The organism is Acinetobacter sp. WZC-1 (genome assembly GCF_052544965.1).
Map to the genome: position 1 here is coordinate 1,343,405 of NZ_CP199370.1, position 18,722 is coordinate 1,362,126.

The 18,722-nt window shown below is 42.7% G+C and carries 16 protein-coding genes and 5 pseudogenes; 13 read left to right on the plus strand and 8 right to left on the minus strand.

Features of this window, described 5'->3' with window-relative positions; genetic code table 11:
• Positions 1 to 32 precede the first annotated feature (32 nt).
• Positions 33 to 1,058 (plus strand): tRNA dihydrouridine synthase DusB, encoded by a 1,026-nt coding sequence (gene dusB, locus ACT6PV_RS06160; RefSeq protein ID WP_445115559.1) that lies wholly within the window; start codon positions 33 to 35, stop codon positions 1,056 to 1,058.
• A 44-nt stretch (positions 1,059 to 1,102) separates the two neighbouring features.
• Positions 1,103 to 1,609, plus strand: a complete 507-nt coding sequence (locus ACT6PV_RS06165) for a DinB family protein (protein ID WP_445115560.1) — start codon at positions 1,103 to 1,105, stop codon at positions 1,607 to 1,609.
• Between the two features lie 150 nt (positions 1,610 to 1,759).
• On the opposite strand, the pseudogene ACT6PV_RS06170 reads toward ACT6PV_RS06165, so the two are convergent.
• From ACT6PV_RS06170 to ACT6PV_RS06190, 5 genes and pseudogenes are all read right to left on the minus strand, one after another.
• Positions 1,760 to 2,239: pseudogene (locus ACT6PV_RS06170) on the minus strand (IS1595-like element ISAbe5 family transposase); the annotation flags it as partial.
• Positions 2,240 to 2,291: 52 nt separating this feature from the next.
• Entirely contained in the window at positions 2,292 to 2,822 is a 531-nt protein-coding gene (locus tag ACT6PV_RS06175) for an IS630 family transposase (RefSeq protein ID WP_445117042.1), read from the minus strand.
• Positions 2,819 to 3,196, minus strand: coding sequence for a helix-turn-helix domain-containing protein (locus ACT6PV_RS06180; RefSeq protein ID WP_445114631.1), 378 nt, complete (start codon positions 3,194 to 3,196; stop codon positions 2,819 to 2,821). The genes ACT6PV_RS06175 and ACT6PV_RS06180 overlap by 4 nt, the downstream gene beginning before the upstream one ends.
• Before the next feature lie 55 nt (positions 3,197 to 3,251).
• Positions 3,252 to 3,398: pseudogene (locus ACT6PV_RS06185) on the minus strand (IS1595 family transposase); the annotation flags it as partial.
• Between the two features lie 152 nt (positions 3,399 to 3,550).
• A complete protein-coding gene (locus tag ACT6PV_RS06190) occupies positions 3,551 to 4,273 on the minus strand; it encodes a FadR/GntR family transcriptional regulator (RefSeq protein WP_445115561.1) in 723 nt (240 codons plus the stop codon).
• Between the two features lie 129 nt (positions 4,274 to 4,402).
• Here ACT6PV_RS06190 and ACT6PV_RS06195 point away from each other — a divergent pair, with 129 nt between their 5' ends.
• The 10 genes and pseudogenes from ACT6PV_RS06195 to ACT6PV_RS06240 all read left to right on the plus strand — a co-directional run.
• Positions 4,403 to 5,155 (plus strand): SDR family oxidoreductase, encoded by a 753-nt coding sequence (locus tag ACT6PV_RS06195; RefSeq protein ID WP_445115562.1) that lies wholly within the window; start codon positions 4,403 to 4,405, stop codon positions 5,153 to 5,155.
• A 27-nt stretch (positions 5,156 to 5,182) separates the two neighbouring features.
• A complete protein-coding gene (locus ACT6PV_RS06200; RefSeq protein ID WP_445115563.1) occupies positions 5,183 to 6,025 on the plus strand; it encodes a fumarylacetoacetate hydrolase family protein in 843 nt (280 codons plus the stop codon).
• A gap of 131 nt (positions 6,026 to 6,156) precedes the next feature.
• Positions 6,157 to 7,440 (plus strand): L-fuconate dehydratase, encoded by a 1,284-nt coding sequence (locus ACT6PV_RS06205; protein ID WP_445115564.1) that lies wholly within the window; start codon positions 6,157 to 6,159, stop codon positions 7,438 to 7,440.
• Between the two features lie 101 nt (positions 7,441 to 7,541).
• Positions 7,542 to 8,366, plus strand: coding sequence for an amidohydrolase family protein (locus ACT6PV_RS06210; protein WP_445115565.1), 825 nt, complete (start codon positions 7,542 to 7,544; stop codon positions 8,364 to 8,366).
• 42 nt (positions 8,367 to 8,408) lie between these two features.
• Positions 8,409 to 9,185: an SDR family oxidoreductase gene (locus ACT6PV_RS06215; protein WP_445115566.1), complete on the plus strand. Its 777-nt coding sequence runs from the start codon at positions 8,409 to 8,411 to the stop codon at positions 9,183 to 9,185.
• 37 nt (positions 9,186 to 9,222) lie between these two features.
• Positions 9,223 to 9,564: an L-rhamnose mutarotase gene (locus ACT6PV_RS06220; RefSeq protein WP_445115567.1), complete on the plus strand. Its 342-nt coding sequence runs from the start codon at positions 9,223 to 9,225 to the stop codon at positions 9,562 to 9,564.
• Positions 9,565 to 9,582: 18 nt separating this feature from the next.
• Positions 9,583 to 10,830, plus strand: a complete 1,248-nt coding sequence (locus ACT6PV_RS06225) for a sugar MFS transporter (RefSeq protein WP_445115568.1) — start codon at positions 9,583 to 9,585, stop codon at positions 10,828 to 10,830.
• 73 nt (positions 10,831 to 10,903) lie between these two features.
• Positions 10,904 to 12,208, plus strand: coding sequence for a carbohydrate porin (locus ACT6PV_RS06230; protein WP_445117043.1), 1,305 nt, complete (start codon positions 10,904 to 10,906; stop codon positions 12,206 to 12,208).
• A gap of 288 nt (positions 12,209 to 12,496) precedes the next feature.
• Positions 12,497 to 13,659 (plus strand): annotated as a pseudogene (locus ACT6PV_RS06235) (IS3 family transposase).
• Positions 13,655 to 13,977 (plus strand): annotated as a pseudogene (locus ACT6PV_RS06240) (IS3 family transposase); the annotation flags it as partial. The pseudogenes ACT6PV_RS06235 and ACT6PV_RS06240, both read left to right, overlap by 5 nt.
• Before the next feature lie 12 nt (positions 13,978 to 13,989).
• Here ACT6PV_RS06240 and ACT6PV_RS06245 read toward each other — a convergent pair.
• Both ACT6PV_RS06245 and ACT6PV_RS06250 read right to left on the minus strand, forming a co-directional pair.
• Positions 13,990 to 15,098 (minus strand): IS3 family transposase gene (locus tag ACT6PV_RS06245; protein ID WP_445115569.1). Its coding sequence is split into 2 segments (ribosomal slippage): positions 13,990 to 14,846 and positions 14,846 to 15,098, totalling 1,110 coding nucleotides; the frame shifts between segments, so codons are not numbered across the junction.
• A gap of 150 nt (positions 15,099 to 15,248) precedes the next feature.
• A protein-coding gene (locus ACT6PV_RS06250; protein ID WP_445114756.1) for an IS3 family transposase occupies positions 15,249 to 16,396 on the minus strand; the annotation gives its coding sequence in 2 pieces (ribosomal slippage) (positions 15,249 to 16,150 and positions 16,150 to 16,396; 1,149 coding nt in all).
• Between the two features lie 102 nt (positions 16,397 to 16,498).
• Between ACT6PV_RS06250 and ACT6PV_RS06255 the strand changes: the two are divergent.
• Positions 16,499 to 17,353, plus strand: a pseudogene (locus tag ACT6PV_RS06255) (peptidase domain-containing ABC transporter); the annotation flags it as partial.
• 97 nt (positions 17,354 to 17,450) lie between these two features.
• Here ACT6PV_RS06255 and ACT6PV_RS06260 read toward each other — a convergent pair.
• Positions 17,451 to 18,491 (minus strand): NAD(P)H-dependent flavin oxidoreductase, encoded by a 1,041-nt coding sequence (locus ACT6PV_RS06260; RefSeq protein WP_445115570.1) that lies wholly within the window; start codon positions 18,489 to 18,491, stop codon positions 17,451 to 17,453.
• Positions 18,492 to 18,722 lie beyond the last annotated feature (231 nt).

An 18,722-nucleotide genomic window follows, 5' to 3' on the forward strand; every position in this document is an offset into this window, starting at 1 on the left:
TACTATGTCGGTCATAAAATGTATGAATATATATGTATATTGGTCCGTATCAACTGTCAAATAATTTAATTGTTGCTCCGATGGCGGGCGTGACTGATCAGCCCTTCAGGAAATTGTGCAAGTATTTTGGAGCGGGGCATGCGGTTAGTGAAATGATGAGTTCAGACCAGACCTTAAGGATGACAAAAAAGAGTCTGTACCGGGCTAATTTTGATGGCGAACTGGCCCCGATTTCAGCACAGATTGCCGGCTCAGAACCTGCGCAGATGGCTGAGGCGGCGCGTTATCAGGTGGCCAATGGCGCACAGATTGTTGATATTAATATGGGCTGCCCGGCAAAGAAGGTTTGTAATAAACTTGCAGGTTCTGCACTGTTAAAGGATGAAGAACTGGTGGCCCGGATTCTTGATGCGGTTGTGGCCGCTGTGGATGTACCGGTCACCTTAAAAACCCGGCTGGGTTTTTCCAACGGTCATGAAAATATATGCAATGTGGCAAAACGTGCTGAACAGGCGGGGATTGCGGCATTAGCATTGCATGGCCGGACCCGGGAAGACATGTATCTGAATACAGCCCGCTATGATCTGATCAGGGAGGTCAAACAGATGCTGTCAATTCCACTGATTGCCAATGGTGATATTGACAGCCCGGAAAAAGCAAAATATGTGCTGGATTATACTGGTGCAGATGCGGTCATGATTGGCCGGGCAGCACAGGGCCGTCCGTGGATTTTCCGTGAAATTGCCCATTACCTGCAAACAGGCGAACAGCTGGCTGCACCATCCATTCAGGAAGTCCGGGATGTTTTGCTTGGGCATCTGACAGAACTTTATCAGTTCTACGGAGAGTATTCCGGCTGTCGTATTGCACGTAAGCATATCGCATGGTATACCAAGGGCTTGCGTTGCAGTAATGAGTTCCGGCAGCAGATGTATCGGGTGGAAAGTACGGCTCAGCAGGCACAGGTAGTGGAAGCCTATTTTAATCAGTTGCTTGAGCAGGGTAATTTGATGAGTGATGTGCAGGTGGAATCATTGAATTTACTGCAACCCGGATAAATAGATCTGGATAAATAAAAAGATCAGGACAGGGAGACAGAGCAATGATCCGGAATCATCTTTTGCTTTTAGCACAGTATAATCATTGGGCCACTGACCGGCTGAATCAGCAGTTGAAGGATATACCAGCTGATGATTTTCACAGAGATGCAGGTCTATTTTTTAAAAGTATTGCCGGAACGCTGAATCATTTATTACTGGGCGAGCATTATATCTGGTATTCGCGTTTTAAAGCGGGTACATCACTTGCACTGGCACTGGATACCGTTATACATACGGAACAGCAGGCCCTGCTCAATGAATTACAGCAAAAGTCTGTTCACTGGATTTCATTGCTGGATCAACTGGATCCGACAACACTGGATGGGCAGCTGACGTATACAGCAGTGACCGGCAAGCAACTGACTTTACCTTATGCTGCAACATTGATACATGTTTTTAATCATGGTACGCATCACCGTGGGCAGGTAACTGCAGCTTTAACCATGATGGGCTATCCATGCCCGGAACTTGATCTGGTGCGAATGCTTGCTGAACAGTCGAAGGGATAAGACACAAATCATTTCAGCCAGGCTGGCTGAATAAAATAAAGAATCTTTAGGAGGCTGGCAGATTAGTTTTATACTCATATTTTTTAGTGTCACTATTTATAAATGCATAAAATAATCAATTAAAAAATTAGGGGCTGTACTAGATAAGGTTTAAATTCCAGTCCAAAATCGCAAAACTTTCAATTGTTGTTTTGGGCTTCCATAGTTAAATCTAAACTCGCATTCTTTCAAAAACAAGGGAAATGATTCCTTTGGAATACCATTATATTTTCGCAGTATTCTTTTCGCTTGATTCCAAAAATTTTCGATCCCATTAATATGATTTTTCCCATTTGCAAAGTGAGTAGAATGATTAATTCTATGATGGCAGAACCCCGCAACATCCAGAGCATTGTAACTACGCCATTGATCAGTATAGACGATGCTATCAGGTGTTATTTTCTTTGCAATTACAGGCATTAAGGTACTGGATTTAGTGTCTGGAACAACAACGGTATAGACCTTTCCATTACGCTTTAATAATCCAAAAACTATCATTTTATCAGCAGCACCACGACCACGCTTACCTTTACGAGTGCCGCCAAAATAGCTTTCATCTAACTCAATCTCACCATCAAATATTTCGAGAGCTTCCATCTCTAAATAATAAGCAATAATTTTATAGCCACATGCAAATTAAGGGCTACATTTCTTTAAATCCGATATCCAGAGCCTCACAGATGGAAATATTCTGTTGACTTACAATATTCCTGACTTTCCTTTTCAGTACAGACCATGCCTGTTCAATCGGATTCAAATCAGGGCTATATGCCGGAAGGTAGGCGATCCGTACATTATACGTTTCAGCAAGCTGTTCTATTTCCCGGCCTTTATGAATGGATGCATTGTCCAGGATCAAAAGATACCCTGACCCGGGTAAATTCCGAAATAAATAATCAAGCCACCCTGTAAATAAATGTCTGTCACATGAACCCTGAAAAACCAGCGGTGATAGAAAACTGCAGGGAGCACTCGACCTTACCGCACTGATCATACTCATTCTTTTTCCATGACCGCCTGACTTTAAATCCTGACAGCGTTTCCCCTTAAATGACCAGCCATATTCTGCCGTGTCAGTTGTATTGATTCCTGATTCATCGATATACAGAATATTTTCCCTGCCATATTCCTGTTCCCACTGAGGAAGAATCCACTGAAATACGGTTCTGCTTATTTTGCAGGCCTGTCTGTAGAGGAAACTCTTTTTTTATGCGTCCATCCCAGTTTATGAAGCGTTGCCAATATGACATCATAGGAAACTGCATATCCGAACTGGTTTTTAAAGAGTGGAACCAGGTCTTTTGCCTGTGAGAACTTTGTATTTTCAACAAATACTTTGAAAGCAGGCAGATCCTTAATGGTTGAAGGTCTGCCCACATTGACAAGTTTAGGCTGAGCCAGCTGTCCTGTCTGCTGTTCAAGCAGAATCCAGTCATCCAATGTTGTGCGGGCGATATTGAACGTCGTGCAGGTATTCGATTTATGACCACTCTTTCGGTAGAATTCCATGACTTTCCGGCGTAAATCTTCTGAATATATCTTTGGCATATGGATAAGCAATTTAAAGGGGTTTGTCTATTGTAGCTCAAAAAGTGCATCTTGCTATACGAACTTTAGTAAAGAAAAGAGCAGCCGAATTATGATGAATTTCTAATAAATCAGCAGCAGCTCTTGCAGTTACACCGAGCACGAAAAACTCCAGCAACTTTAATTGAGTTTTCTTATTTAATTTACAATTGGTTAGCTTCATTTTCATAGATTAGCACATTGCTAATCTAGTACAGCCCCAAAAATTAAACAGAAAAATTCAGATCAGGCTGTTGGCGGGGGGTGCCGGAAGGCATTACTGGCGTTATTGCCATAGTCCGGCGGTTACTTCAGGCAGGGAAAAACCGAATAACCTTAAACCTTCCTGGAAAAAATTTTAATCACATTCTGTATGTGCTTTTTCATCGCAGTTTTTGCAGTCACGCCATCTTTATTCTGAATCGCATATAAAATTTCCTGATGTTCCAGTTGAGATCTTAAAGGCATGTCTTCAGAGGTATACAGGGTACGCATACGACTGAATAGCTCAGTATAGTGTTGCCCCAGTAAAAATTTCAGAAAGAACGCATAAGCGTTATTCTGGCTTGCTTCTGCGATACGGATATGAAATAAACGATCGCCGATATGATCATGTGAATGCTCCAGATTATCACGAACATTCATAAAAAAAGCTTCTTTAATACTTTCCAGTTGATCATTGGTCCGATTTCTGGCAGCAAGTTCTGCTAAAAATGGCTCGATATGTAAGCGCGCTTCCAGTACCTCAAAGGGGGTGATGGCATTCTCTTCTTTTAAATAGGGCAATAACAGGGGATGAATATTGGTGTCCAGTTCGGTATGGACCTGAGCGTGGTCTACCTGCGTTTTCTGGACATAAACACCGCTACCCAGCTTCACTTCGACGATTCCACAGACTTCCAGTGCGATGATTGCCTCACGTACAGATGTACGACTGACGCCTAATTGCTGAGCCAGATCCCGTTCAGGCGGTAATTTGGCCCCGACCTGGTAAACCCCATTTTCAATATCCTGCTGAATTTTATTAAAAATATTTTGATAGATACGAGTTGGCTGCATAAAATTCAACTTTTATTTCAAAATCAGTGTTGCCAAAAAAAATAAAATCGCTTAAATTGGTTAGACCGAATATTTGGTCCAACCAATATATATCCAAAAGTTATTATAGTGTAAAAACAAGGAAAGTGTATGCGCTTAGTAAATAAAACTTGTGTAATCACCGCCGCAGCACAGGGAATAGGCCGGGCCACGGCGCTGGCATTTGCTAAGGAAGGTGCAAAAGTCATTGCAACTGACATTAACCTGGATTTACTCAAACAACTGCAAAATGAAGACAGCAGTATCCAGATCGAATCCCTGGATGTGACAGATAAAGAACAAATTCAGGCTTTTGCTCAAAAACACCCGGACGTGAATGTACTGTTTAACTGCGCGGGTTGGGTCCCGGTCGGTAATATTCTGGAATGTGATGAAAATCAATGGCAACGTGCTTTTGATATTAATGTTCACTCCATGTATCACATGATCAGTGCTTTTTTACCATCCATGTTAACCCTTGGTACTGCATCCATTATTAATATGTCTTCTGCTGCTTCAAGCATTAAGGGTGTTCCTAACCGTTTCTCATATAGTGCAACCAAGGCAGCAGTTCTGGGAATGACCAAAGCGATTGCTGCAGACTATATTACACAAGGGATTCGCTGTAATGCGATCTGTCCCGGAACTGTTGAATCACCATCCTTGCATCAGCGTATTGAAACTCAGGCAAAAGAGCAGAATAAAACAGCAGATGAAGTGTATGCACAGTTTGTTTCAAGACAACCGATGGGACGTGTGGGTAAGGCAGAAGAAATTGCTGCTCTGGTCCTGTATCTGGCAAGTGATGAGTCTGCTTTTACCACCGGCACAATCAATATGATTGACGGTGGATGGTCGAATTAATTTAGGAACATATTCAAGGAAAAGATCATGAAACTTCTCAGATTTGGTGAAAAAGGCAATGAAAAACCAGGTATTCTGGATGCCGACGGTCATATCCGTGATTTATCTTCAATTGTCCAGGATATTAATGGTCAGGTACTTTCGCACTCACTGGATCAGATTCGGGAAGCTGATTTGTCCTCTTTACCTAAAGCTCCTGAAAATGTGCGTTTAGGTGCCTGCGTTGCCAATATCGGCAAGTTTATCTGCATTGGCTTGAATTATTCAGACCATGCGGCAGAAACCGGTGCTGAAGTTCCAGCTGAACCTGTCATATTCAATAAGTGGACCAGCGCAGTGGTTGGACCAAATGATGATGTGGAAATTCCGCGGAACTCTGTCAAGACCGACTGGGAAGTTGAACTGGGTGTCGTAATTGGTAAAAGTGGTCGCTATATCAGCAAGGAAGATGCGATGGATCATGTTGCAGGCTACTGCGTCATTAATGATGTCTCTGAGCGTGCATTCCAGCTGGAAGGGACTGGAACATGGGATAAAGGGAAAGGAAACGATACTTTTGGTCCAACAGGTCCGTGGCTGGTGACAAAGGATGAAATCGAGAATCCTCATAATCTTAATCTCTGGCTGGAAGTGGATGGTCACCGTTATCAAAATGGCAATACCAGCACCATGATTTTTGATATTCCTGTAATCGTCAGTTACCTCAGCCAGTTTATGAGTTTACAGGCAGGTGATGTGATTTCAACAGGCACACCGCCTGGCGTTGGCTTAGGGCAGAAACCGCCGGTTTATTTAAAAGCCGGGCAGACCATGCGATTAGGCATTGATGGCCTGGGCGAGCAACAGCAAAAAGTTATTGCAGCTGAATAAGCAGGTTCAGCTGAATAATCAGTTTATGGCTTGATTGGACTTCAAATTTCTCAGAGCATTCATGCTGAATGCCGGGGGAAGTGTTGTCTGAAAAAGCGCTGTCTAAAAAATTTCAAGGATAGGCGATAGATATGCTTAAAATAATGGATATGGAAGTGCTGGATATTCGTTTCCCGACTTCACAGCAGTTGGATGGTTCGGATGCGATGAATCCGGATCCTGATTATTCAGCAGCTTATGTCATTTTAAAAACAGAAAATGAAAAGTTATCCGGTCATGGTTTAACGTTTACCATTGGTCGTGGCAATGAAATCTGCTGCGCGGCCATTGAGGCAATGCGTCATCTGGTGGTTGGATTGGACATTGATGACGTCAGAAAAAATCCGGCTTTAATGTGGCGACATTTAACTTCCGACAGTCAGTTACGCTGGATTGGTCCAGACAAAGGTGCAATGCACCTGGCCACTGGCGCAGTTGTCAATGCAATCTGGGATTTATGGGCGAAAAGCGAGGGCAAACCGGTCTGGAAACTGGTTGCTGACATGACACCCGAACAAATCGTGAGTTGTATCGATTTCAGATATCTGACCGACTGTATTACACCGGATGAAGCTTTAACGCTGTTAAAGAACAACGCTGCGGGCAAAGATGAACGTGAACAGATTCTGTTGAAAGAAGGTTATCCATGCTACACCACGTCAGCGGGATGGCTGGGTTACAGTGAGGAAAAACTGGCGCGTTTATGTCAGGAAGCTGTTGATGAAGGTTTTAACTATATCAAGTTAAAAGTGGGTCGTGATCTGGAAGAAGATAAACGCCGTGTAAAAATTGCACGTGACATTATTGGTCCAGACAGACAATTAATGATTGATGCCAATCAGATCTGGGAACGTCAGCAGGCGATTGACTGGGTGAAACAGCTTGCATTTGCTGAACCATGGTTTATCGAAGAACCGACATCTCCGGATGATGTTGAAGCACACCGTGCCATCCGTCTGGCTGTAGCGCCTATTCAGGTTGCAACCGGGGAAATGTGCCAGAACAGAATTATGTTCAAACAATTTATCATGCGTGAAGCCATTGATATTGTACAAATTGATGCATGCCGAATGGGTGGAATCAATGAAGTTCTGTCTGTGTTGTTAATGGCAGCCAAATACAACCTGAAAGTCTGTCCACATGCAGGTGGTGTAGGGCTTTGCGAATATGTTCAGCATTTATCCATGATTGATTATTTATGGTTTTCAGCGTCTAAGGAAGCTCGTGTAACCGAATATGTGGATCATCTGCATGAACATTTTATCGAACCGTGTGTAATTGAAAATGCGGCCTACATGCCTCCGAAATTGCCCGGTTTTTCCATTGAAATGAAACAGGCTTCAATTCAGGAATATCTCTTTGGAAATGGTGAATAGGGACCAGCTCCTGTCCAGGCGGGCTAAACGATTCATATCAAAGGAAACATGATATGTACACGAACGGGAAAAAATGGCAGAAGAGCATAAGGATAAGCTGAATGATTGATAGTCATGTTCATTTCTGGAAATACACGCCAGAAGAATTTCCCTGGATATCGGGCAATTTAACATCAATCGCCAGAGACATGTTACCTGAACACCTGTTGCCTGAATTACCGGAAAAAATAGAGGGCTTAATTGTTGTTCAGGCGCGCCCAAGTTTTGCAGAAAATGACTATCTGAATGCATTGGCAGAACAGGAACCGTTAATCAAGGGCATTATTGCCTGGCTGGATTTTGAAAAAGATGTAGATTCACAACTTGAAATGTTCAGAAACAATGCACGAATAAAAGGATTCAGGCATATGTTACAGGATGAAAAAGATCCGAGTGACTATATGTTGAATCATAAGAAGTTCAACGAAGGTGTGAAAAAAATTCAACAGGCTGAACTGCTTTATGGTGTTTTGATTCATCAAAAAGATATGGAAGCTTCAGTCCGCTTTTGTCAGCGCCATGATCAATATGAATTGGTTATTGATCATCTGGCCAAACCACTGATGTATACATCCGCGGGTTTTCAGAACTGGAAAGCATGCATGCAGAAACTTGCAGAATTGCCACATGTCAATTTAAAAATATCCGGTCTGGTGACTGAAGGTGGTGCGGGTTGCAAGGCCCGGGATTTTCAGAATCACCTGGATGTTGCAGTGGAATTATTCGGTACTGAACGCCTGGTCTGGGGTTCAGACTGGCCGGTTTCCTATGCAACACATTCTTATGAAACTTTAATTGATTTCTGGAATGAATGGACACGAAACTGGAGTGAGTCAGAACGTCTTCAGATTGAAGTCGGTACTCCGGGTCGCTTATATAAACTGTAAATATTGACTTGATTAAGAATCAAAGTAATAGGAGTGGTAAAGATGGACTTACATCTGAAAGATAAAGTTTTCATTGTGACGGGCGGTGGTTCAGGTATTGGTGGTGCAATCACGCTGCGTCTGGCAGAAGAAGGCGCAACGGTTGCTATTTTTGGACGTTCAGTCTTAACTGCAGAATTTGAAACTGAGCTCAAGCAGAAACAGGTTCCTTATTCTTTTCATCAGCTGGATCTGATGGATGAAGACGCGTGTAAAACGCAGATCCAGGGTGTAGTTCAGCGCTATGGACGCATTGATGGCCTGGTCAATAATGCCGGTGTGAATGACAATATTGGTCTTGAAGACAGTGTTGAAGCCTTCAGGAAATCACTGGAAAAAAATGTGATTCATTATTTTGTCATGGCGCATTATTGCATTCCTCATTTAATACAAAGCAAAGGCAATATTGTCAATATCGGCTCTAAAGTTGCTGTGACAGGGCAGGGACATACCAGCGGTTATGCTGCATCCAATGGTGGACGCTTAGCATTGACACGTGAATGGGCTGCGCAATATAGGAATGATGGAATCCGTGTCAATGCCGTTCTGCCTGCTGAAGTGATGACACCGCTTTATCGTAAATGGATCAATAGTTTTCCGGATCCTGAACAGAAATTAAAACAAATCAGTCAGAACATTCCTCTGGGACATCGCATGACCACTGTAGAAGAAATTGCGGATACGACTGTTTTTTTACTATCTGATGTTTCATCACATACCACAGGACAGCTGCTGTTTGTTGACGGTGGATATACCCATTTGGATCGGGCGCTGGACTGATGTTCTGAAACGGCCTTTCTTTTTAGGGAGAGCAGCTATGAAACGATTTTGTCTGGCACTCGATTTAATCAAGGATGATGAGAAAATAAAGAAATATCAGCAATTTCATCGAAGGATCTGGCCTGAAATTGCTGAAAATATTCGAAAGCGCGGTGTGCTGGAGATGCAGATCTGGCAAGTTGAAAATCGACTTTTCATGATTATGGACACCGTGGATGAATATGATGTGGACCAGGCTGAGCAAATTGCGGCATCCGAACCCAGAAATATTGAATGGGAAAATCTGATGTCGCAATTCCAGCAGGTTTTAGAAAGTGCGAAAGATGGTGAAAAATGGATCGAAATGCAAAAAATATTTGATCTGAACCACAACGATTAAACGTACAGGGACAGTATTATGAAGCTTAAAATCACTGAGCCACAATTTAGAGTTGGCTTTATACTGGTAACCACCTTATTTTTTATGTGGGGGTTATCTTATGGACTGGTTGATGTTTTAAATAAACATTTCCAGGAGGCTTTGCATATTACCAAAGCGCAATCCGGATTGGTGCAGGCCGCATACTTCGGCGCATATTTTGTTATTGCATTACCTGCAGGACTGTATATCAATAAAAAGGGCTATAAAGCCGGGATTATTCTTGGATTATCTCTGTATGCCATCGGCGCTTTATTATTTGTTCCTGCTGCAAGTGTCATGACTTTTGGATTTTTCCTGTTTGCCTTATTTGTACTGGCTTTAGGGTTAGGTTGCCTGGAAACAGCTGCCAATCCATATTCATCTGCTCTGGGGAGTCCTGAAACTGCGGAACAAAGGTTAAACCTGTCTCAGTCATTCAATGGCCTGGGGCAATTTTTTGGTCCATTGATCGGTGGATTGTTCTTTTTTAATGAAGGCAGTAATCCAGGTTCAGAGGGACTGGGCGCTGTAACCTATACCTATATCGGTATTGCGCTGATTGTCTTTATTTTAATTATTCTGTTTATTAAAACGCAATTACCGGATTTACGCGAGAATGAAGCGAAACTGGATGCCGAAAATGCAAAAACGAATAATGCATCCCTATGGTCACATGCTGAATTTAAATTTGGTGTGTTGACACAATTGGTCTATGTTGGTGCTCAGGTTGGTGTGGGTGCATTCTTTATTAATCTCGTGGTTGAAACATGGCCGGCCAGCAGCAGTAAAACCGGTGCATATTTTCTGTCAATTGCCATGCTTGCATTCCTGGTGGGACGTTTTGTCAGTACCGGAATCATGTCAAAAATATCTGCATCCAGACTGCTCATGGTCTATGCCATTGTGAATACTGTATTGTGTGTGCTGATTTTATCCGGCATGCAGTATATCTCTGTTATTGCAGCTATTTCAGTATTCTTCTTTATGTCAATTATGTTCCCGACCATTTTCGCAATGGGTGTTAAAAATCTGGGGTCAAAAACAAAAATTGGCAGTTCCTTCATGATTATGGCCATTGTGGGTGGTGCAATCATGCCTTATTTCATGGGCAAAATCGCGGATCATTATGGAACGCATATGGCTTATGTCTTACCTTTAATTTGCTTTATCGCCGTTATATTGTATGCAGCAAATTATAAGAAAATGACCACAACCAATAATACGGTAAACAGCGCATTAACATAGATTTTTTTAATGCGTAATCATACAGATACAGGGACAACATTTCTGCGATAGGGAAATCAAAATGAAACAAATGATGAATCTCAGGGTATTGAAAAAAAATATCCTGCTAATCAGTCTACTCAGTACAATCAATATCTCTGCTTTTGCAGGTTCCGCTTTTGACACAGACAGTCCGTGGATGCTGGGTGACTGGAATGGCAAAAGAACTGAGCTTAAAAATCAGGGTGTTGATTTTACAGTTGGATATACCGGTCAATTTGTAGGGGTCATGGATGCAGATCGATCCGGGAAAGGCAGTGCCTATGCCGATCAATGGACATTTGGATCACATCTGGATCTGAATAAACTGTTGAACTGGCAGGATACAGAAGCACAGCTCACCATTACACATCGTGGTGGTCAGTCGCTGAATCAGGAATCTGATGCGATGAAACCGCAATTTAACCAGACGCAGGAAATCTATGGCCGTGGACAAACCTGGCGATTGACTGACCTCTGGATTAAAAAGAAATTTCTGGATCAGAAACTGGATGTCAAGGTCGGTCGTTTCGGTGTGGGTGAAGACTTTGCCAACTTTGACTGTGAGTTTGAAAACCTGGCATTATGTGGCGGACAAGTCGGAAACTGGGCCGGCGACCAATGGTATAATGGCCCTGTCAGTCAGTGGGCTACACGCATTAAATATAACATCCGGCCTGAACTGTTTACTCAGATCGGAGTTTATGAAAGAAACACGGTGAATGCCAACGCAACATCCGCGAGTGATGGTTTTAATTTAAGCACAGATGGTTCAGATGGCGCGATTATTCCAGTTGAAATCGTGTGGCAACCCAAAGCATTATCCACCCAGTTGGCATTACCGGGTGAATACCGTGCAGGATATTTATTCAGTACTGTCGATGCCCAGAACGTAAAAGTGGATTACACACAGCCATATGTTCCGGCAGATTTTGATGCAGATAATCATAAATGGGCGGCCTGGCTTTCAGGAAAACAACAACTTACGACACATCACGGAGATCCTTCCCGTGGTTTAACTGTGATGGGACAAGCCACCTTCTATGACAGCAAGACCGGCGCATATTCTGATGCTGAAAATTTAGCATTGGTTTATAAGGGCCCATTGGATGCCCGACCAAAAGATGAAATTGGGATCGGTGTGGTGCGTATAGGCGTCAATACGGATGCTGTGAATTTCAGGGGCAGTGTTGATGGCCGGGGCTTTGATAGTGAATGGGATGCAGAAATTTATTATGGTCTGAAAGCGACCAATTGGCTGACCGTACGTCCCAACATTCAATATATTAAAAATATTGGTGCCAATAAAGCCTATGGAGATGCCTGGGTGGGTGGAGTCAAGTTTAATATGGATTTTTAAGCCGGAAATTATCCATAAAATCATCCATGTTTTATAATGTACCCATCAAAAATAGCGCTTTTACAGCGCTATTTTTGATGGGGTTGTTTGGGAAAATGAAAGGATCAACTTAAATTAGGTATAGTCAGCCTGTCAAAAAACTCATACACATGAATATAATTTCTCTTGATTAGGGTCTGTTGACATTTTCAGCTCATAATTTGCTCTGCAATGGCAACTGACCTTGTAGTGGTTTAATCAAGTTGGACACCAAATTAGGTGGTAATCTAATCACCTAAGAGGTGAACCATGAAGAAACAAAGACGTACATTTTAGTCCCGAATATAAACTTGAAGCTGCGAGCCTTGTTTTAGACCAGGGTTATTCTATGCTTGAGGCCAGTCGTTCTTTGGGAATTGGTGAAACAGCAATACGCAGATGGGTTGATCAATTGCGTTTTGAACGTGAAGGCAAAACCCCGGCTTCCAAAGCATTAACGCCAGAACAGCAGAAAATACAACAGCTTCAAGCACGTATCCATCGATTAGAACAGGAAAAAGATATTCTAAAAAAGCTACAGCTCTCTTAATGTCCGACGAATTCAAACATATGCATTGATTAACCGTTTAAGAGAGTCACAACCTGTTGAAATGGTTTGCCGGGCATTTGGTATTTTACGTTCAGGTTTCTATCATTTTCTTAGCGCGAAGAGGAAAATTAATCAGCCCCGTTTAAGGCTAAAAGTTCATGTATGTGAGATTTTTAGACAAAGCCGGGGCTCTCCTGGCAGTCGAGGCATACGCAGTGCTCTGTTAAACAAGGGTATTTCTGTTGGACGTTATTTGGTACGCAAGTTGATGCGTGAGTCAGCATTAATTTCCAAACAGCCGAGTCAACCCAGATACTCAAAGTGTTCAGTTGCACATATTGCGATTCCTGATGTGCTTAATCGGAAGTTTAGTCCTAAAACACCAAATCAGGTCTGGAGCAGTGATATTACATATATCTGGACAGGATCTGCCTGGGGGTATTTAGCAGTAGTCCTCGATTTATTTTCAAGGAGAGTTGTTGGCTGGTCTTTCTCAGAACGTGCTGATAGAACATTGATATTAAAAGCATTAGATCATTCCTGGTTCTGTCGGGGTAAACCTGCAGGCCTTATGTTTCACAGTGATCAGGGCAGTCAGTACATGAGTTATGAATTCCGCAAGAAACTTCAGGATTATGGTATGCAGCAAAGTATGTCTCGTCGCGGGAACTGCTGGGATAATGCACCTATGGAGAGATTATTTCGTAGTTTAAAAACAGAATGGATGCCTAAAACAGGTTATCGGTCTGTATCAGAAGCAAGAGTTGATATAGGCCAGTATTTGATGGATTATTACAATCAGATACGGCCACATCAATTTAATAATGGCATGAGCCCTCAGACAGCTGAGGAAAAACTTAAAACTGTGTCCAATATTTGTTGACCACTACAGGAGATTGCGGCAGCTTGAGGAGGAAAACCAGAGGTTGAAGCGACTGGTGGCTGATTTGAGCCTGGATAAGGAAATGCTGCAGGATGTCCTGCGAAAAAAGTTTTAAAGCCGGCCCAGAAACGTCAGTTGGTCAATCACTTGCCTGATGCTTACCGTATCAGTCTGAGACGCAGCTGTAATCTGATTGAACAAAGCACATCGGTTTACCACTACCAATCCTGTAAGGATGATCGTGTGATTACACAACGGATCAGGGAAATTGCGGAAACGCGGGTCCGGTACGGATACGAACGTATTCATGTCCTGCTGTCCACTTCCCAATTAATGAGACACTTCTAAACTGGAGTTTTCCAGTTTTGCCCTGTACACCGCAGGGGGTAAATTGCCTAAACTTTCATGTGGTCTTTGCTCGTTATAATCCAGACGCCATAACCACGCCATTTCTCTGACCTGAGTCAAATTCTCAAACAAATACGCATTGAGAAACTCTCGCCTAAACGAACCATTAAATCGCTCAATAAAAGCATTCTGCTGTGGCTTCCCAGGTTGTATATGCACCACTTCAATGCCTTGATCTTTACACCAGTCCAGCAATCGCGCAGATATTAGTTCGGGACCATTATCAACACGAAGCTGCTTCGGCAAGCTACGTTGTTGAGCCAGTCGATCCAATACTCTGACAACACGCTCAGCCGGTAACGATGTGTCTACTTCTATATCCAGACATTCGCGAGTCCCCTCATCAACTATATTCAAGGTACGGAATCGTTTACCGCAATACAGACTGTCACTCATAAAATCCAGCGCCCATTGATGGTTGGCTTGTGCAACCACTTGCAGTGGTCGTGCAATACGCTGGGGCAACGTTCGTTTCTGTCGACGGGGTAAGTTCAATCCCATCTGGCAGTACACTCGATAAACACGTTTATGATTCCAGTCATAGCCCTGCCGACGTATGCGACCAAAACACTTCCAAAAGCCAGACTGGGGAGATTGTTTTAACACCTGATTTAATGCATCAATGACAGCAGCATCCCGTTTGCGCCAGCTCGTACTTTGCCGATAATAGCTGGCTCGACTTAGTCCACTCAGGCGACAGGCCTGTAATACAGTTAACCCAAGTGAAGCCAGAATACGAACGCATTCTCGTTGATCTGCTGTCACCAACCCTTTTTTGAGAACAGTTCCTTCATGGCATGGTTCTCCAGACTGAGTTCCGCAAACATCCTTTTAAGTCTGGCATTTTCTTCTTCCAGCTCACGCATGCGCTTAACGTCAGATGCCTCCATACCGCCGTATTTGCTTTTCCAGACATAATAGGTGGCATTGCCAATACCATGCTTACGGCAGATATCATCCACTTTCATCCCAGCATCTGCTTCTTTCAAAATGCTGATGATTTGGCTCTCGGTAAATCGTGATTTCTTCATGACTGTCTCCTGACCTTATTTAATCAGAAAACTCCAATTATGGATGTCTCAGTTTAAGGGAAGTGGACATGTCTCCTGAACTTATTTAATCAGAAAACTCCAGTTTAGAAGTGTCTCAATAAATGGGAAGTGTGAATAGCCACTAAGAATCTAGATACACGCCAGCTTCATTTCATAAAACGTCTCGAAGTCCTTTGGCGACCGCTGGTCGTTAGCACCATGGCGACGTTTCACGTTGTAGAACATCTCAATATACTCAAATATATCTGATCTAGCTTCAGCACGCGTTGAATATATTTTCCGTTTAACTCTTTCTCGTTTCAGTAATTGGAAAAAGCTCTCTGCCACAGCATTATCGTGACAGTTGCCGCGACGGCTCATGCTGCTTTCCAAACCATGTTGCTTCAGAAAGGCTTGCCATTCATGACTGGTATATTGGCTACCTTGGTCAGAGTGAACCAATACTTTATTTGTTGGCGATCTACGCCAAACTGCCATCAATAAAGCATCAAGAACTAGCTCTTTAGTGATCATTGGTTTCATAGACCAGCCAACGACTAACCTTGAGAAAAGGTCAATCACAACAGCTAAATACAGCCAGCCTTCATGAGTACGGATATAAGTGATATCTGTTGCCCATGCTTGATTTGGCTGTGCAGGATTAAACTGCCGATCTAATGTATTGGCTTGAACAATAGGTTGATAGCCCTTTGAATATCCTGGTTTTCGATAGCCACGTTGGGATTTCAAGCCTTCCTGTCGCATCAGTCGATGTACACGATTAACTCCACAAGGCTCACCAATATCACGCAAGTCACAGAAAATCTTGCGATAGCCATATACACCGCCTGACTCTAACCAAAACTGTTTAATCAGGCCTGACAGTTGTTTGCTACGTTTGGCTGTAGCACTCAAAGGTTGTTTCAACCATGCATAATAGCCACTGGGATGAACCTCCAGTACCGAGCACATTCTATAAATTGACCAGACCTGCTGGTGATCCTTGATAAAGGCGTACCTCATTTTGACTGGCTGGCGAAGTACGCCGCGGCCTTTTTTAAGATATCACGCTCTTCTGTAACTCGTTGCAGCTCTTTCTTTAATCGAGCCAACTCTTTGGTTTGATCTTCAAGAGCAGTAGCTTGGGGTGTTTTAGGAAAGTATTTCTTAACCCAAGCATAAACACTATGGGTCGTTGTGCCTAATCTTCCCGCAACCTCTGCAACACTGTAGCCTTTCTCAATGACTTGCTGCGCTGCTGCAATCTTGAACTCTTCGGTAAATCGTTTGCCACTCATAAAAACACCTCTTAATTAGCTATTTTATCTAACTATTCGGTATCGACAAACTTAGTGGCTATTCATAGACGATATTTGTCCAGGAGAGTGGTGGCAGTCCAATTAATGGCCTTTCTTGCCTATAAAAATCAGTTCGGTGGTCGAGTTAGCTCTCTAATTGATAAGTATGTTGAAGTAAAGATGCTCAGTCTACATGGTGAACGTTTGGCAGATATCGTCTTGACTGATCAAGAAAAAACTGATAGCTATTTATTTGTTCCCGAATCATTAGAACTACAAAAAACAGAAATTGATGTTAAATTTCTAAGATTCAGGTATTCAGAAGATGAATCTTGGATCATTCATGGCATCAACTTTAATATTCCAAAAGGACAATCTGTAGCAATTGTAGGCCCTACAGGTTGTGGTAAAACAACACTAATGAATCTACTATTGGGTAATTTAGCTCCTGAACATGGTGAAATTAAAATTGGTGGGCAAAGCATAAAGAATATTGGTTCTAATAAACTCAGAAATTTTATTGCCTATGTTGCCCAAGATGATGTGTTGTTTGCAGGTTCCATTTTAGAAAATATTAGTTTTTTTAATGATGGTGCTCAGCAAGATTTTGTAGAAAAATGCGCAAAAATGGCATCAGTACATGATGAAATTATGGCAATGCCTATGGGGTATCAAACGTTAGTAGGTGATATGGGTAATATTCTGTCTGGAGGACAGAAGCAAAGAATATTATTGGCAAGAGCATTGTATAGAAGACCTAAGATTCTATTTTTGGATGAGGCAACAAGTCATCTAGACATCATAAAAGAGAAAGAAATTAACGGCATGATTAAGTCACTCAATATCACCAGAATCATTATTGCTCATCGCCTGGAGACGATTTCATCGGTTGATCGCATTATTACTTTAAATAATGGTCGTATTGTTAGTGATCAAACTCATAAATCTTTGAACTAAATATTATACATAATTTTCAAGAACAGTTGGATTGAAAATATTGGTTCTTAGTTTAAGGACACTGAAGCAAATCATTCAAATTTTATTCTGATTCCATTCATTGCCCCATCTCCAGTACCAATTGATGCATAAGTTCCTGAGCCTCCATTTCACGAATCTGAGCAACATTACTGCCTGCCCAGAAGGCCCCATAACCGCTGTCACCATGCTGATTTGCCAGTGCATTTAATTGTTTGGCCAGATCGTAGGCATATGGATAAGCCGCAACCTGTGGACGTTCGGGTAAATCAATGCGGGTTTGCCAATGATTGACCAGCCCACGGGCAGGGCGGCCGGAAATACTGTCGGTTATTTGTGTCAGGGGATGGTCAAATAAAGCACTGCGATATGCCGCATTGGCTGCTGATGTTTTACACTGTACAAATGCAGTGCCCAACTGAACGGCTTCAGCCCCCAGCTGCAGCATGATTTTCGCCTGCTGACCATTCATGATGCCACCCGAAGCCACCACGGGCAAAGTGCAATGCTGTTTGATTAACTGAACCAGGTCCGAGGTTTGCATGGCGCCATCCATGTGGGGATTAAAAATACCGCGATGTCCGCCGGCTTCGATGCCCTGAGCAATAATAACGTTAACTCCGGCTGCTTCAATCTCACGGGCTTCAGCCAGGTTCGTCGCTGAAACCATGGTGATGATATCGGCTTGCCTGAGTTGCTGAATTTGGTGAGGATGTGGAATGCCAAAATGGAAACTGACTGCACGGGGTCTGGTGTCCAGTACCAGTTGCAGGAAATCATCATGATCCAGAAAACTGGGATAAATACATTGCAGCTCAGCGGGAGGGACAGCACCAAATTTTGCAAATTCAGGGCTGAGGTATTGAATCCAGCGCTGGCTGATTTCAGCAGGGTTTTGACCGGGCTGATGGCAAAAGAAATTGACCTGAAAGGGTCCGGACGTCAGGACCTGGGTTTCCTGAATTTGCTTACGCGCAGTTTCAACACTGCTTGCACCCAGTCCCAGGGAGCCGAGTCCACCCATGCCGGACACTTCTGCGGCCAGTTGTGGGGTGGACACGCCAGCCATTGGTGCCAGAAAAATAGGATGCTGAATCTCCAGTCTTTGTAATAAAGTCATATCCGGGCTCTTTCCTCTTTTCTATAAAGTAGCCACGGCTACTTTTAATAGCAAATAATATTCACTATTTTTTATGAAAATATGTTTGTTTTAACATATTTCCAGGGGAATGTTGAATAAATAGACAATAAATAACGTTGATCAAGCCAGGAATACTGTTGAAGGATTAAATTTTTTAACCTTTTTAACCTTTTTAACCTTTTTAACCTTTTTAACCTTTTTAACCTTTTT